The sequence below is a fragment of the Burkholderia sp. PU8-34 genome, from assembly GCF_053427725.1.
Map to the genome: position 1 here is coordinate 296,662 of NZ_JBSAXC010000008.1, position 15,019 is coordinate 311,680.

Sequence of the window (15,019 nt, forward strand, 5' to 3'; positions counted from 1 at the left end):
CGCGTGCCGCGCGAACTTTTTACCGGGTCGGACAGTCCGCGTATTATCGGCATCCCGTCCGTTTCGCGCGATGGCGCGGGAATGAAGCGGGCAGGTGACGGATTGACGAGGACGATCATGAAACGCGAACGGATTTATCGCGGTGCAATATGGGCGGCGGCGCTGTGCGTGGCGCTGCTCGCGGGCTGCACCAGCTACGTGACGACGCAGGTCACGGCCTTCTCCGACTGGAGCGGCAGCGATGCGACACGCACTTACGCCTTTGCCCGCGCCGACGCGCAGAAGAACAGCATCGAGCAATCGACCTACGAGCCGATCGTCGCGAACGAGCTGTCCGCTTATGCGTTCCGCCAGGTGCCGCCGGCGCAGGCCCGCTACCTGGTCGGTCTCACCTACGGCGTCGGCAGCGATCTCGTGACTGTGCCGCAGCCCGTCTATTACGACCCGTGGTTTCCGGGGCCGTACTGGCGGCGCGGGCCGTGGGGCCCGTGGGGGCCCTGGGGTCCGATGCCGGCCGGCTACGTGAACCAGACGTACCAGGTGTTCGACTACATGCTCGGCATCCGGATCACCGAGCGGGCGACGGGCAAGGAGGTCTACAACGTGACCGCGCGCACGACCGGTGACAACGGCGCACTGCTGTATGCGATGCCGTTCCTCGCCCGCAGCGCGCTTGCCGATTTCCCGCTCGGCAACGGCGCGGTGCGCACGGTACGGCTGCCGGTCGACAAGCGCGGCGGGCCGGCCGCGCCGGCCGCCAACGAACGTGCGGTGCCGGCCGCGCCCGTGTCCGGTGCGGCGGCGGCCAAGTAGCACGTCAAGCGCCGCACACTGCAACGAACGGGCCGGCCCGCAGGCGGGCCCTTCTGCGACCGGCGTTGCATACGGACGCGAATCCGTGAGCGATTCCCGCGGTGCCAGGCACGTCCCGACGCCGAACAGCGCCAGCGCGCCGAGCATGACGAATGGCACGGCCACGGGTGCCGGTCACACCCCGACGCCGAACAGCGCCAGCGCGCCGAGCATGACGAATGGCATGGCCGCGGGTGCCGGTCACACCCCGACGCCGAACAGCGCCAGCGCACCGAGCACGACGAACAGCACGGCCGCGATGCCGTGCACGACCTTCGTCGGCAGGCGGTGCGCGAAGCGGTCGCCGAGCAGGATCGCCGGCACGTTCGCGAGCATCATCCCGAACGTCGTGCCGGCCACGACACCGATGTAATCCTGGAAGCGCGCGGCGAGCGCGACCGTCGCGATCTGCGTCTTGTCGCCCATCTCGGCGAGGAAGAACGCGACGAAGGTCGCGCCGAACACGCCGAGCCGCGAGTGGTTCGCATTCGCTTCGTCGGCGTCGAGCTTGTCCGGTACGAGGATCCACAGCCCCATCCCGATGAACGAGAACGCGAGCGCCCAGCGCATGATCGACGGCGTCAGCAGCGCGCCGAGCCATTCGCCGAGCGCGCCCGCGCATCCGTGGTTGAGCAGCGTCGCGGCGAGCACACCGAGAATGATCGGCATCGGCTTGCGGTAACGCGCAGCAAGAACGAGGGAAAGCAGCTGGGTCTTGTCGCCGATTTCTGCGAGGGCGACGGCGCCAGTGGAGATCAGGAAGGCTTGGGACACGTACGGGGTTCCACGGGCCTGTTGTTGTGCGTGCGAGCGACGATCCACCGCGCGCCGGGCCCTGAAGCGGCGCGCGGTGAACCATCGGTCTCGCCAGGCCTTCGGTGGCTGCGTCCGCCATGGCCGAACGGCCAAGTCTGTTGACGGACGCCTCCGTCACGATGCGCGCCGGAGGCGCGGGGCATCGAGCGGAGCGGCTACTCCCCAATGAGGAGCGGATTCTAGCACGGTGCGCGCAGCGCCGGAAAGCCGTGCGGCGGGGGCAGCGGAAAACTGACGGGCGCAGCGTGCCCGCATGCGAAATTCCTGGCCCGCACCGCACCGCACCGTACCGTACCGCACCCTACCGCACCGCACCGCACCGCACCGCACCGTACCGCACCGCACCGCACCGCAACGCAACGCAACGCACGGCACCGCACGCACGCACGCACGCAACGCGTGACGCGCGCGGGCCGGTGTGCCGTCAGGCCGGGCGGCGTGCCGCGCCACGCTCGTGCACGCAGCGGCCGGCCGCGTAGGTCCGGTACACGGCGCGGTCGTCGCCGAGCAGCGCGAACGCGAACAACAGCTCCTCGAGCGATTCCGCGCGCTTCGTGCGGCGCGCGAGCAGCGGCGTCGCTTGCGGATCGAGTACGACGAAGTCCGCTTCGGTGCGCGGCGCGAGCGTGCCGACCGTGTCCGCGAGGTCGAGCGCCTGCGCGGCGCCCGCGGTCGCGAGCCAGAACATCCGGGTCGCAGTCAGGTGGTGTCCCGACAGTCGCGCGACCTTGTGCGCCTCGTTCATTGTCTGCAGCATCGAGAACGACGTGCCGCCGCCGACGTCGGTCGCGAGCGCGACCGGCACGCCGTATTCGCCCGCCTTGTCGAAATCGAACAGGCCGCTGCCGAGGAAGAAGTTCGACGTCGGGCAGTGCGCGACCACGGTGCCCGTTTCGGCCATCCGGCGGCGGTCCTCGTCGTCGAGATGGATGCAGTGGCCGTACACCGCGCGGCGGCGCAGCAGCCCGTAGTGATCGTAGATGTCGAGATAGCTGCGATGGCCGGGGAACAGCTCGGCCGCCCATTTCACCTCGTCGACGTTCTCGGCGACGTGGCTCTGCACGAACACATCCGGATGACGGCGCGCGAGTTCGCTGCAGGCCTCGAGCTGCGCCTCGGTCGATGTCGGCGCGAAGCGCGGCGTGAGCGCGTACATCTGGCGGCCGCGGCCGTGCCAGCGGCCGATCAGCTCCGCGCTGTCGTCGTAGCCCGATTGCGCGGTGTCGCGCAGGAACTCGGGGCAGTTGCGGTCCATCAGCACCTTGCCCGCGATCATCCGCAGGTCGCGCGCGTCGCTCGCGGCGAACAGCGCGTCCGCCGACTGCTTGTGCACCGTGCAATAGACGAGCGCGCTCGTGGTCCCGCACGCAAGCAGTTCATCGACGAAGAACTCCGCGACTTCGCGCGCATGCTCGGGGTCGCCGAACTGGCGCTCGGTCGGGAACGTGTACTTGTCGAGCCATGGCAGCAGACCGGGCGCCGGCGATGCGATCATGTCCGTCTGCGGGTAGTGGATGTGCGTGTCGATGAAGCCGGGCACGATCAGCTTGTCGCGCAGATCGTGCACGATCGCGTCGCGCGCGAGCGTCGCCGCGAGCTGCGCGTACGCGCCGGCCGCGACGACCTTGCCGTCGTCGACGATCATCAGGCCGTCGGTCTCGTGGCGGGCGGCCTGGCCGGATTGTGCGGGGTCGCCGGTGAAGGTCAGCAACTGGGCACGGTAAGCGGTTTGCGTCATAACGTTCGTCCTGCGTTGGAAAGGAATCGGTCGGCGCCGCATGCGCTGCGGTGCCGGCTATAACCGGAGGAGGATGGACAGCCCCGCGATGCGGCCGGCGTGACGGCACGCCGGGATGCCGCGGCGGCGGCTCGAACGCGCGTGCCGGTTTCGCGAGCCCGGCAGCGGCGTCCGAGCGACGGACGCGTCGCCGGCGCGGCTGCGCCGTCATGGCTGTTCATCGGAATGCGCTCCTCGATGTCGGTGGTCAGCGCAGAGCGGGTCTGCGATCGATCGTTGCAACGTGGCCGAACGTCATGGCCGCATCCTTACGCGGCGTGCCAGTACGCATCGAGACGCGCGGTCAGCGCGTCGCGTTGCGCGGCGTCGACGAACGATGCCTCGAAGCCGTTGCGGATCACTTGATGGACTTCCGCGTCCGTCAGGCGCAGCCCTTCCACCGTCGCGAAATAGTTGTCGTTGACGTAGCCGCCGAAGTAGGCCGGATCGTCGGAGTTGATCGTCACCGCGACGCCGCGCTCGAGCAGCGACTTCAGCGTGTGCTTGGCCATGTCGTCGAACACGCACAGCTTCAGGTTCGACAGCGGGCAGACCGTCAGCGGCATGCGCGACGCGGCGAGGCGCTCGACGAGCGCGTCATCCTCGATGCTGCGCACGCCGTGGTCGATGCGGTCGACCTTCAGCACGTCGAGCGCTTCGGTCACGTACGCGGGCGGGCCTTCCTCGCCCGCATGCGCGACGAGCTTCAGGCCGAGCGCACGCGCTTTCTCGAACACGCGAGCGAACTTGGACGGCGGGTTGCCGCGCTCGGACGAGTCGAGCCCGACGCCGATCAGACGGTGCTTGTACTGCTCGAAGAGCGGCAGCGCGGCGTCGAACGTCGCGAGCGCGTCTTCTTCCGGAAGATGGCGCAGGAAGCACAGGATCAGCTTGCTCGACAGGCCGCGCCGTTCGTAATCGGCGAGTGCGCGCTCGATGCCGGCGACGGCCGTCGCGATCGGCACGCCGCGCTCGGTGTGCGTCTGCGGATCGAAGAACAGCTCGGTGTGGACGACGTTGTCCGCGAGCGCACGTTCGCAATACGCGGCCGTCATGTCGTAGAAATCCTGCTCGGTGAGCAGCACGCTCGCGCCCGCGTAATAGATGTCGAGAAACGACTGCAGGTCGGTGAACGCATAGGCGGCGCGCAGCGCGTCGATCGAGTCGTATGAGAGCTTCACGCCGTTGCGCTTCGCGAGCGCGAAGATCAGCTCGGGCTCGAGCGAGCCCTCGATGTGGATGTGCAGTTCCGCTTTCGGCGCACGGGCGATCTTGTCTTTGAAGGTCGGGGTCATGGCGTTCTTCTTGGTCGGTCAGAAAGTAGGGGAGGCGTGCGCCGGCGCGTTCGCCTCGACAGCCTGCAGCAACTGCGCGGCCACCGAGATCGCGATCACTTCGGGGGCCTTGTCGACGATGCCTTCGACGCCGATCGGGCAGCGCATCCGCGCGAGCTGCGCCGGATCGATGCCGAACGCCGCGAGACGCTGGTCGAACTGCGCGCGCTTCGCGTGCGAGCCGATCATCCCGAAATACGCGTAGTCGCCGCGCCGCAGGATGCGCTCGGCCAGCATGAGGTCGCGTGCGTGGTCGTGCGTCATCACGATGAAGTAGGTTTGCGGCGGCGCGGTGTCGACTGCGTCGTCCGGCGTGTCGCTTGCGTCGATCGTCAGGTTGCCGATGCCGGCGAGCGTCTCCGACGGCGGGAATGCCGCGTCGCGCCGGTCGACCCAGTGCACGTGGCAAGGCAGTGTCGCGAGCACCTTCACGAGCGCGGTGCTCACGTGCCCGGCGCCGAACAGCACGACCGGGAACGCATACGGCGCGATCGTCTCGGTCATCAGCGCGACGCCGCCGGTTTCCCACAGCAGGCAATCCGCACGGGCGGCGGCCGGTTCCGGCTCGCTCAGCAGCGGCGCGCCCGGCGAGGGGCCGAATGATACGCTACGCACGGTCGCGGCGCCTGCCGCGACGCGTTTTGCGACCGACATGATCCAGCCGAGATCGCCGACGTCGAGCCGCTCGAACGCGAGCACGACGGCGCCGCCGCAGCACTGGCCGAGGCTCGGGCCGAGCGCGAGCCGCTCGAGCTTGCGCGCATGGGGCACGTGCGCGCCGTCCTTCAGCAGGTGCCGCGCGATCTCGATCGCACGCCATTCCAGATGACCGCCGCCGATCGTGTAGCGCGCGGTGTCGCGCGTCACGAGCATCTTGGTGCCCGCCTCGCGCGGCGCGGAGCCGTCGGTGTGCGCGACCGTCACGAGCACGGCCGCTTCGCCGTGCGCGAGCAGTTGCTGCAGATCGCCAAGCCAGGGTTCCATCAGCGCGCTCCCGGAAAATCGGCGTGCGACGCGCGGCGCGGGCTGGCGGGCGCGGCGGCAACGGTGGACGGGAGCGGAAGCAGGATGCGCCGGGCGCAGGCGCGCGGCGCAGGTGCGGCAGCGGTCCCGGAGCGGGACGCTTGAACGCCATGAGGGTGACGGATGCGGATGGTGTGCGTTGTCATGATGAATCCAGTCGACATTGCGGATCAGGCGCGCGTTACGCAGGGGGGCGAGACCGCCCGGCAGGGGGCCGAGACCGCCCGGCCTCGCGCACGTAGATCGCCATCCAGACGTCACGATAGCACTGCTGGACGGCCGCAATATCGGCCGGCGTTGATCCGGGCTATCAGATGGCGATCATGTCGATCATAGGCCGGCCGCGGGGCGTTGAGGGCCGGATGACGGCGCATCGGGCCGAAACGCAGTCCCGGCGGGGCTCGGCGGGGCAGGGAGATGACGCGGGGCGGGGCGCGGCCCGCGTGGAACGGCGGGCCGCGACGGCGTAGGTGTTTACGCAGGGGCGGTGCGGGCCGCCGGGCGCGGCCGGCCGCGCGCCGGCAGTCAGGCCGCGAGCTTGCGGCGGTTGCGCCAGAGGCTCGTGACGACCAGGATCAGGATCGCGGCGAAGCCGATCAGCGCCCAGCCGGGCAGCAGGATGCCGAGGATCGGCGGATAGACGGTCTCGCACAGCCCCGCGACCTTGAACATGCCGGGGAACCATTGCGCGGGCGGCAGGCTGTCGACGATCGGCTGCAGCGTATCGAAGCCGCAGCTGAAGCCGGGGTTCATCTGGATCGACAGGTGCCGTGCGGCGGTGCCGACACCGCCCGCCGCAGCGATCGCGATCAGCAGCTCGAGCACCCAGATGCCGCGCCAGTGCCGCATTCCCGCGGCGAGGAACGCGAAGATGCCGATCGCCGCGAAGAAGTAGCGCTGGATGATGCACAGCGGGCACGGATCCTCGTTCTTCACGTACTGCAGATAAAGCGCACCGGCCAGCAGGGCGATGCAGACCCAGCCGAGCAGCATCAGCAGGCGGCGTTCACGGCGTAGCGCAAGCAGGTAATCGTTCATGGTCGGGCGGGGTTCCTCGTCGGTCGGTCCGGTCAATAATCGCGCGATTTTAGCGCGAACGGTCTGGCACGAAACTGACGGCGCGCGTGCGGCAACCCGCCGCACCCTGTCGGCTCACCCCGCCGACGCGTTCAGCGGATCGGCTTCAGCACCGCCTCCACCGCCTGGCCGATCGCGAGCAGCGCATCGTCGCGATGCGGCGCGGCGGCGAGCATCAGGCCGACCGGCGCCGCGTCGCGCGGATGGCACGGCAGCGACAGCGCGCACGCGTCGAGGAAGTTGAACGCGCTCGGATTGCGCAGGATCAGCGCGTTGGTGCGCGTGAACGCGTCGTCGTTCGCTTCCAGTTCCGCGATCCGCGGCGGCACGACCGGCACGGTCGGCGCGACGAGCGCGTCGAAGCGCGCCCAGACCGTGTGCGCGGCTTCATCGAGCATCGCGTCGCGCGCGGCGAGCAGGTCGAGGTAATCGGCCGCGCTCGCCGGCTCGCCCTTCAGGATCCGCGACAGCACGCGCGGGTCGTACCGGTCGCGATGCCGCGCGAGCAGCGGCCGGTGCCATGCATAGGCCTCGATCGGCGAGAAGCCGAAGCGGTTGACGTCCGGCAGCCGGTCGAGCGCGGCGAAGCGCACCTCGCTGACGATCGCACCGGCCGCTTCGAGGTGCTTGAGCGCGGTGTCGAGCGCCGCGGCAACGTCGGCGTCGACGCCGTCCGTCACGTAGTTCGTCAGCACGCCGAGCCGCACGCCTTCGAGCGGCCGCGCGGCGGGCACGTGCGGCTCGAGGCCCGCGAGCATCCGGTCGACGAGCGCACAGCACGCGACCGTCAGGCCGATCGGGCCGAACGCGTCGAGCGTCGACGACAGCGGCACGCCGCCTTGCTTCGGAATCCGGCTCGCGGTCGGCTTGAAGCCCGTCAATCCGCACAGCGCAGCCGGGATGCGGATCGAGCCGCCGGTGTCGGTGCCGAGCGCGACGGCCGCCATCCCGTCGGCGACCGACGCGGCCGCGCCCGACGACGAGCCGCCGGCGATTCGTGCGTCGCCCGGCACGTCGCGCCGGTACGGCGAGCGCGGGGTGCCGAAATGCGGATTCAGGCCGAGCCCCGAGAACGCGAACTCGCTCATGTTGGTGCGGCCGACCAGCACCGCGCCCGCGCGCTTCAGACGCGCGACGGCGACCGCATCGGCCGTTGCGGGCGGTGCGCCGTCGAGCACGCGCGAGCCGGCGCGCGTCACCTGGCCGGCGACGTCGAACAGGTCCTTGACCGACACCGGGATGCCCGCGAGCGGCGACAGCACGGTGCCGGCGGCGCGCAGGCGATCGTGCGCGTCGGCGGCCGCGCGCGCGTTGTCCGCGTCCACTTCGGTGAAGACGACGGCGCCCTGGCCGGCCGGATCGGCAATCCGTTCGAGCGCGATGTCGACGAGCGCGCGGCTCGTCGTCCGGCCGGCGGCGAGATCCGCGGCGAGTTGGGCGAGCGGGGGGAAGGGCGTGAAAGTGGTCATGGACGGCTCAGGGTCGAAGATGTTGGAGAAGGGTGACGCGGAACGAATCGATATGGCGCTCGATAGCCGCGCGCGCGCCGTCGACATCGCGCGCGGCGAGCCGTTCGAACAGCTCGCGGTGTTCGCGCTGGACGTCGGCGAGATGGTGCGGCTCGGACAGTGTGACGAACCAGAAGCGCAACGAGCGCTCGTGCAGCCCGCGCAGGATGTCGGCGAGCACCGGGTTGCGCGCGGCCGCGCCGATCGCCTGGTGGAACGCGCGGTCGAGGTCCATCATGCTTTCGACGTCGTGCCGGTCGACGCAGGCCTGCCCGTCGTCGAGCAGCGCGGCCATCCGCGCGAGATCGTCGGGCGACGCGTGGCGGGCGGCGAGCGCCGCGCAATACGCCTCGTTGAGGCGCCGCACGTCGATCACGGCGACGATGTCGTCGAGCGACAGCGGCTGCACCATCAACCCCTTGCGCGGCATCACGGACAGCAGCCCCTCGAGCACGAGGCGATGCACGGCCTGGTGGACGGGCGTGCGGCCGATCCCGGTACGCGCGACGAGGTCGGCCTCGTTGAGCGCGGCGCCGGGCTTCAGGCGCATCGTGATGATGTCGCGCTGGATCAGCGCGTACGCGCGCTCGGCGAGGCTGGCCGTCGAGATGTCGGGCCGGCGGGCGGGCGGAGCGTCGGTAAGGGTGTTCATGCGTGCGGCGGCGCGGCGGCCGGACGAGTCAAAGGCATGATCGGACGGTTCCGGGGTGTGGGCAATGCGCCGATATTATTGTGATATATCACAGTTGTCCAGCACGACGGGCGGCAGCGTGGGTAGACGGAGAGGCGATTCCGGTGCGCAAAACGCCCCGGCCCTTGCAACATTGATGACAAGATGTTGTCGGCTTACCGCGCGATCGGGCACTGAAGCATAATGAATCCTCGTCAATCCACCCGCGCGAGCGACGTACCAGACACCGTCATGAGCGAAAACACGCCTACCGTTGCCGGCTCGGCCGGCAAGTCTTCTCCTTCCCCTGGCTCCACCGGTCCGCATCCGGGGGGCGTCGCGTCCGGCGCCGCGCCTGTCGCGTCGGCCGGCCAGGCCGCAACGACGTCCGCGGCGCATGGCGTTGCCGATGATGTCGTCGGGGCGGGCGCGTCGCCCGTCACTGACGCGTCGGAGTCGGGCGCGCCCGGCACGTCGGGTGCTGCGCCCGGCCGTGCGGGCACATCGGCAGACACTGCCGCGCGCGAGCGCAAGGCGGGCACGCCGCCGCCGGGATTCGGCGCGCAGCCCGACTTCGATACGCCGCGGCCGCCGCCCGCGAACGCGCCGACTGCGCCGCCCGCGTATCTGAAGCAGAGCGATACGCCGTGGTCGGTGTTCGGCCGGATCATCGCGGCGCGCGCGAGGCGGCTCTTCGACCGCGCCGGGCAGCGCATCACGCAGCGCACGCTGCGCATCGGCGTGTCCGCACGGATCTTCCACCCGGAGCCGGGTGCGAAGGGGTTGCGCGGCAAGACGCTGCAATACCTGGAGGAGTCGATCGCGCACTGGGTGATGTCGCGCGACGTGCTGGTGTTCATGATTCCTACCGTTGGTCATCAGGGGATGCTGCACCCGAGCAACATCCGCCTGCGCGATTATGCGAAGCATCTGGACGGCCTGCTGCTGCAGGGCGGCGCCGACGTATCGCCGCAGACGTACGCGGCATCCGATGCGCACCCCGAATGGCCGGGCGATCGCGTGCGCGACATGTACGAACTCGAACTGCTGCACGAGTTCGTCGAGTCCGGCAAGCCGGTGCTCGGCGTGTGCCGCGGCTGCCAGCTGATCAACGTCGCGTTCGGCGGCTCGCTCTATCAGGACATCGCGACCGACGTGCCGACCGCCAACGTGCACGTGAGCGAACATTACGACCAGCACCGCCACGCTGTCCGGTTCCCCGACAGCTCGACGCTCGCGAGCATGTTCCCGGGGCGCCGCGAGGCGATCGTCAACTCGATCCACCACCAGGCGATCCGCGATCTCGGCCGTGACCTGAACATCGAGGCCGTGTCGGCCGGCGACGGGATCATCGAGGGCATCCGCTACCGGCGCGCGCCGTTCGTCGTCGGTGTGCAGTGGCACCCGGAATTCCACCGTGCGGGCGGGGCCGAGCTGCTCGATTGCACGCCGCTGCTCGATGCGTTCCTGCGTGCTGCGCGCGAGACACGTCTGTAAGACTGTCGCGCCTTGTGATGACGCGCCGCATCCCGATTTAATTCGAGATGCGGCTCCGGCGTTTTGAACGATAATCGCGAATTCCCGATTCGTCCGCCGGAGTCTGATGTTGGCCTTCCGATACATTTCCTCTGCACGATCCGCAACGTGGGCCGTTGCGATTGCCGCGTGCGCGTACGCCGGCGCAGCGTGGTCAGACGATACGACAGCGCCTGTCGCCGGCACCCGGCCGGCCGTGACGGCCCTGAGCGGCGACGCCGCGCCGGCGGCGAACGGCGCTGCGCAAGGCAATGTCGCCGAACTGACGCAGATGCTGCGTGACGGCAAGGTCGTCGAGATGCGCACGACGTACAACGGCAGCTATGGCGCCAGCCTGATGTTCGATCCGCAGGAAATGACGTACTACATCGCGCTGTTCCAGGACAAGCATCTGTGGCGCGTGATCACGTCGCAGGACAAGAGCCGCGCGGAGATGGTGTATGCGAACTTCGTCCAGCAGACCGTGCAGCTGTCCGACATCGAGATCCGCCGCACCGAACTGCAGGCGCAGAAGGCGTTCCTCGAGCGCGTGATCGCAATGTCGACGAATCGCGCGCAGAAGCTTCAGGCCGACCTGAGCGTCGCGCGCAGCCAGCAGGCCGAGGTCGCGCAGCGGCAGAAGACGGCCGAAGAGCAGGCACGCGCACTGCAGGTCGAAAAGCGCGCGGCGCAGGTGCAGTTGCGCGAATTGCAGCAGCAGGTGCAGCAGCTCGAGCGCCAGACGGAGTCGGGATTGCCGGCGCATAAATAGCGCGCGCACGACGTTCGGATCGACGAAGTACGAAGCCCGGCGAAGCGACCCTTCGCCGGTTTTTTTTGTTCACTGCGGATTGCCGGTGCCGGTGCAGGTCAGTGCGTGAATGCGTCCGATGCGTCGGTCAGGCGCCGATGGGACAGCCGCGCTGTCCAGTCGAAGCCGGATGCGGGCGTGCGTACTGCCGGCGTGGGCGAAGGCTGTTCGCCGCGCAACGCGTTCGCCATCGCGATCAGCGTGCGTGGATCGTCGAGGTTGTCGAGCGGCGACCGGGGCGGCTGAGGTCGCACGTTGGCGCTTCGATGATCGGCGCGTATCTGCTGCGGCGCAAGCGGGGTGCGCGTGGCGACGCGTCTCAGGACGGGCGCGGTATCCGGCCGCGCGGCGGTTGTCGTCGGGGGCGTTCCGGTCGAGCGCAGCGGCAGGGGCGCGGCCGCGAGCCGTTTTGCTTCGGGCGTCGTGCCGGGGCGCTTAGCCTCGATGGTGCGCGATGCGGCGCGTGTCGCGAGCGACGGGCCGGCGGTGGCTGCGTCGCGCATTTCCGCCTGCCGGGTCGGCGTAGCGGCCGGGTTGGCTGCTGGACTGGTTACCGAGCTGGTCAGCGGGCCGGTGCGGACGAGCGATGAATCCGGCGGCCGGCTGTCATGTTGGATTGCGCGGGCATTCGTATGTGCAGCTTGCAACGACGGGGCGATGTCGAACGGCGGTTCGTGCGCGACGATCAGCCAGCCGATGATGCCGAGCGCGCCGACGGTCCAGCATGCCGCGAGCGTTGTGCGCCCGATGCGTGCGCCGCCCGCGTCGGCGACGGGTTGCGCGGCGTCGGGCTGGGCGGCGACGGGCTGCGCGACGGCGATGGGTTCCGGCGCGACGGGACTCGACGGCTGCCAGTGGCAGTCGCGATGAGGCGTCTCGACGTCGATGCACGATGTCGTGATGACCGCGCGTCCGGTGTTGTCGGCCTGCATGTCGGACGCGCGGCGAATCGCCCACTCGCGGCCGAATGGTGGCACGCCGTCGAGCGGCGCGAATCGAGGGCATGCGAGTTCGCCTTCGACGGGGACAAATGGCGATCGATTCATGGAAGAGGTGCGCCGCGCGGCATGAGCGGAAAGACGGATGCTGAGCGGACGTCGACACAAATCCCGGTATTGTGGTCACGCGGGGGCAGACCGTCGATCAGACGAATCCGATTTTTCAATGTATTTGCACGGAAGATACTTCTACGGCCAGCCAGGCCACTGCAACGTGCCGCACGGATCGGATCGCCACTAAGGCAACTGTCGGCATCGCGTGGCATCAGTGCCGGACGATGCGCGGCCGGCATCAGCGGTTTCCGTCAGCGCCGCTCGCCGGGCGCTGCGTGTCGGGAACCGGCGGATCAACGGGGCGCGCGGGCGCGGCGGTGGCAGGCTACGCGACGATCGGCGGCTTCACGCCCGCGATCTCGACGCTGCTGATCCACGAGACCGGCAACAAGGCCGCGCCGGGGCTGTGGCTCGGTGTGGCGGCGATATGCGGCCTGATCGCGACGCTCGTGCTGTATCGCAGTCCGGAGGCGCGCAACCAGTACAAAGCCGTCTGACGCCAGCACGACGCACGGCCGGCGGCCGCGTGGATTGCAAAAGAAATGGCACCTGAAACGCGCCCCACGCAGTCGGACAGCGAAAGGCCATGTGCCCGAGGGCCGTGATCCGCCTGCATGGGGGTCAGGCGTTGCGCAATGCGTCGGCCACCGTGTGCACGACGTCGTCCCATTGTCCGGGGGTGGGTTGCCGCACGAGCCGGGCCTGCGGGTACCACGGACAGTCGGCTCCGGTGAACCACCGCCAGTCTGCCGCGAACGGCAGCATCAGCCACAGCGGCTTGCCGAGCACACCGGCGAGGTGCGCGACCGCGGTGTCGATCGAAACGACGCCATCGAGCCGTTCGATCGCCGCTGCCGTTTCGGCGAAGTCGGTCAGCCGGCCGCCGAAGTGATGGACGCGCGGATGCATGTCGACGCATGCGCGGTCGGCGTCGTCGATCGCCGGCTGCAGCACGATCCAGTCGATGTCGGGCAGTGCGAACAGCGGTTCGAGCGCGGCGAGCGGGATCGAGCGGTTGTCCTGCGCCTGCCGGCGTCCCGACCACGCGATCCCGAACTTGCGTTTCGACTGCCCGCCAAGGGAACCGCGGAAGCGTCGGCGGGCGAGATCCGGTGCGCCGAGATAGCGCGTACCGCACAGAAGGTCGGCAGGCTGCAGCCCGAGCGCGAACGGCAGGCTCAGCAGCGTGCACGCGACGTCGGCGGCGGCCGCGGCGCCCGCTTTCGCGGCGCCTTGCGCAACGAGCGTCACGCGCCAGTCCGCGGCCGCCGGCGCGAGCAGCGTGACGAGTTCCGGCTGCACTTCGAGCACGACGTGCGCACAGCGCGCGCGCGCAAGCGGCACGAAACGGACGAACTGCAGCGTGTCGCCGAACCCCTGTTCCGCGCGGATCAGCAGCGTGCGTGACGCGATCGGCTCGCCCTGCCAGCGCGGCAGCGCGCCGAGCGGCGTCGCGCCGGGCGTGTCGTGGCGCGCTTCGTAGGCGGGCAGGCCGCGCGTGAAATCGCCGAGCGTCAGCAGCGTGACCGCACGATGCAGTTGCGCGAGCGTGAGGTCGGGCGTGACGCGCAGCGCCTGGTCGAACGCGCGCAACGCCATCTCGTGCGCACCGAGCGCGTGATGCGCGTTGCCGAGGTTCAGCCACGCGAGGCTGAACGACGGATCGAGGCCGACCGTGCGCTCGTAATAGGGCAGCGCATCGCGATGGCGCGCCTGCGCGCTCAGTGCGTTTGCCAGGCCGAACAGCGCGAGCGGGAACGGCGGATGCAGCGCGAGCGCGGCCTCGAATGCGGTGGCGGCTTCCGCGTGGCGGCCGACCGCGTCGAGCGTGTTGCCGAGGTTGAAGTGCGCGGCGACGAAGCGCGGCTGCGCGGCGATCGCTGCACGGAAATGGATGATCGCGTCATCGGCGCGGCTCATCGCGGAAAGCGCCATCGCGAGGTTGTTGTGCGCGCCCGCGTGGCCGGGACGCAGTTCGAGCGCGCGATGGAACGCGGCGAGCGCGTCGTCGTGGCGGCCGAGCGCGTTCAGCGCGTTGCCGAGGTTGTTGTGGATCGACGCGTCGTCGGGCGTGAGGAGCAGCGCCCGCTGGAACGCGTCGATCGCATCGTCGTGACGCTGCAGTGCCGCATACGCGTTGCCGAGGTTGTAGTGCGCAAGCGGAAATTCGGGCGCGAGCGTCAGCGCGTTGCGGAAGCGGTCGATCGCCTCGTCCAGGCGGCCGAGCGCCTTCAGTGCATTGCCGAGATTCAGTTGCAGCGCGGCATCGTCCGGGCGCAGCGCGACCGCACGGCCGACGAGCTCGGCCGCTTCGGCGTGCTGGCCCTGCTGATGCCGCAGCACGCCGAACAGATGGAGCGCGTCGGCGTCGGCGGGATTGGCGGCAAGCGCGGCGCGATAGCCGTGCTCGGCGTCGGCGAGCCGGCCTGAGCGGTGGGCGGCATATGCTCGGTCGAAGGCGGAATCCATGACGCGAAAACTAGCGGGAAACGCGCATTTTCCCATACCCGCCGGCACGGCCCCAGTTGGCTGTCCGGCATATGGTTCCGTCAGGCGGAGCGGCGTAGACTTGCAGGGTCGCAAG

Annotated in this window: 12 protein-coding genes, 1 pseudogene and 1 riboswitch; of the genes and pseudogenes, 4 read left to right on the plus strand and 9 right to left on the minus strand. The window is 69.6% G+C overall.

Features of this window, described 5'->3' with window-relative positions:
* Positions 1-117: 117 nt before the first annotated feature.
* Positions 118-813, plus strand: coding sequence for a DUF4136 domain-containing protein (locus ACV22Z_RS20970; RefSeq protein ID WP_448078202.1), 696 nt, complete (start codon positions 118-120; stop codon positions 811-813).
* Between the two features lie 240 nt (positions 814-1,053).
* On the opposite strand, the gene ACV22Z_RS20975 is transcribed toward ACV22Z_RS20970, so the two are convergent.
* The 7 genes from ACV22Z_RS20975 to ACV22Z_RS21005 form a co-directional block, all read right to left on the minus strand.
* The gene (locus ACV22Z_RS20975; RefSeq protein WP_448078203.1) at positions 1,054-1,626 is read right to left on the minus strand and encodes a TMEM165/GDT1 family protein; all 573 of its coding nucleotides are present in this window, start codon (positions 1,624-1,626) and stop codon (positions 1,054-1,056) included.
* Positions 1,627-1,705: 79 nt separating this feature from the next.
* Positions 1,706-1,844, minus strand: a riboswitch (yybP-ykoY riboswitch).
* 248 nt (positions 1,845-2,092) lie between these two features.
* Positions 2,093-3,406 (minus strand): guanine deaminase, encoded by a 1,314-nt coding sequence (gene guaD / locus ACV22Z_RS20980; protein WP_448078204.1) that lies wholly within the window; start codon positions 3,404-3,406, stop codon positions 2,093-2,095.
* Between the two features lie 308 nt (positions 3,407-3,714).
* Positions 3,715-4,740: an adenosine deaminase gene (locus ACV22Z_RS20985; RefSeq protein WP_448078205.1), complete on the minus strand. Its 1,026-nt coding sequence runs from the start codon at positions 4,738-4,740 to the stop codon at positions 3,715-3,717.
* An 18-nt stretch (positions 4,741-4,758) separates the two neighbouring features.
* Positions 4,759-5,763: a xanthine dehydrogenase accessory protein XdhC gene (gene xdhC / locus ACV22Z_RS20990; protein WP_448078206.1), complete on the minus strand. Its 1,005-nt coding sequence runs from the start codon at positions 5,761-5,763 to the stop codon at positions 4,759-4,761.
* A gap of 564 nt (positions 5,764-6,327) precedes the next feature.
* The gene (locus ACV22Z_RS20995) at positions 6,328-6,840 is read right to left on the minus strand and encodes a disulfide bond formation protein B (RefSeq protein ID WP_448078207.1); all 513 of its coding nucleotides are present in this window, start codon (positions 6,838-6,840) and stop codon (positions 6,328-6,330) included.
* Between the two features lie 131 nt (positions 6,841-6,971).
* Complete coding sequence (locus tag ACV22Z_RS21000) at positions 6,972-8,348, minus strand: amidase (protein ID WP_448078208.1); 1,377 nt, start codon at positions 8,346-8,348, stop codon at positions 6,972-6,974.
* Positions 8,349-8,355: 7 nt separating this feature from the next.
* Entirely contained in the window at positions 8,356-9,039 is a 684-nt protein-coding gene (locus tag ACV22Z_RS21005) for a GntR family transcriptional regulator (RefSeq protein WP_448078209.1), read from the minus strand.
* 270 nt (positions 9,040-9,309) lie between these two features.
* On the opposite strand from ACV22Z_RS21005, the gene ACV22Z_RS21010 reads away from it, so the two are divergent.
* Together ACV22Z_RS21010 and ACV22Z_RS21015 are read left to right on the plus strand one after the other, a co-directional pair.
* A complete protein-coding gene (locus tag ACV22Z_RS21010; RefSeq protein ID WP_448078210.1) occupies positions 9,310-10,554 on the plus strand; it encodes a gamma-glutamyl-gamma-aminobutyrate hydrolase family protein in 1,245 nt (414 codons plus the stop codon).
* Positions 10,555-10,663: 109 nt separating this feature from the next.
* Complete coding sequence (locus ACV22Z_RS21015) at positions 10,664-11,344, plus strand: DUF2968 domain-containing protein (protein WP_448078251.1); 681 nt, start codon at positions 10,664-10,666, stop codon at positions 11,342-11,344.
* A 98-nt stretch (positions 11,345-11,442) separates the two neighbouring features.
* Here ACV22Z_RS21015 and ACV22Z_RS21020 read toward each other — a convergent pair whose 3' ends face one another.
* Complete coding sequence (locus ACV22Z_RS21020) at positions 11,443-12,429, minus strand: hypothetical protein (protein WP_448078211.1); 987 nt, start codon at positions 12,427-12,429, stop codon at positions 11,443-11,445.
* A 338-nt stretch (positions 12,430-12,767) separates the two neighbouring features.
* Between ACV22Z_RS21020 and ACV22Z_RS21025 the strand changes: the two are divergent.
* Positions 12,768-12,932: pseudogene (locus tag ACV22Z_RS21025) on the plus strand (MFS transporter); the annotation flags it as partial.
* A 124-nt stretch (positions 12,933-13,056) separates the two neighbouring features.
* Here the strand turns inward: ACV22Z_RS21025 and ACV22Z_RS21030 are convergent.
* Positions 13,057-14,904: a tetratricopeptide repeat protein gene (locus tag ACV22Z_RS21030; RefSeq protein WP_448078212.1), complete on the minus strand. Its 1,848-nt coding sequence runs from the start codon at positions 14,902-14,904 to the stop codon at positions 13,057-13,059.
* Positions 14,905-15,019 lie beyond the last annotated feature (115 nt).

Excerpts from the sequence above, each read along its gene's own strand:
- ACV22Z_RS20970 (WP_448078202.1), top strand. The coding sequence starts at position 118 with ATGAAACGCGAACGGATTTATCGCGGTGCAATATGGGCGGCGGCGCTG.
- guaD (WP_448078204.1), bottom strand. The coding sequence starts at position 3,406 with ATGACGCAAACCGCTTACCGTGCCCAGTTGCTGACCTTCACCGGCGAC.
- ACV22Z_RS20985 (WP_448078205.1), bottom strand. The coding sequence starts at position 4,740 with ATGACCCCGACCTTCAAAGACAAGATCGCCCGTGCGCCGAAAGCGGAA.
- xdhC (WP_448078206.1), bottom strand. The coding sequence starts at position 5,763 with ATGGAACCCTGGCTTGGCGATCTGCAGCAACTGCTCGCGCACGGCGAA.
- ACV22Z_RS20995 (WP_448078207.1), bottom strand. The coding sequence starts at position 6,840 with ATGAACGATTACCTGCTTGCGCTACGCCGTGAACGCCGCCTGCTGATG.
- ACV22Z_RS21000 (WP_448078208.1), bottom strand. The coding sequence starts at position 8,348 with ATGACCACTTTCACGCCCTTCCCCCCGCTCGCCCAACTCGCCGCGGAT.
- ACV22Z_RS21005 (WP_448078209.1), bottom strand. The coding sequence starts at position 9,039 with ATGAACACCCTTACCGACGCTCCGCCCGCCCGCCGGCCCGACATCTCG.
- ACV22Z_RS21010 (WP_448078210.1), top strand. The coding sequence starts at position 9,310 with ATGAGCGAAAACACGCCTACCGTTGCCGGCTCGGCCGGCAAGTCTTCT.
- ACV22Z_RS21020 (WP_448078211.1), bottom strand. The coding sequence starts at position 12,429 with ATGAATCGATCGCCATTTGTCCCCGTCGAAGGCGAACTCGCATGCCCT.
- ACV22Z_RS21030 (WP_448078212.1), bottom strand. The coding sequence starts at position 14,904 with ATGGATTCCGCCTTCGACCGAGCATATGCCGCCCACCGCTCAGGCCGG.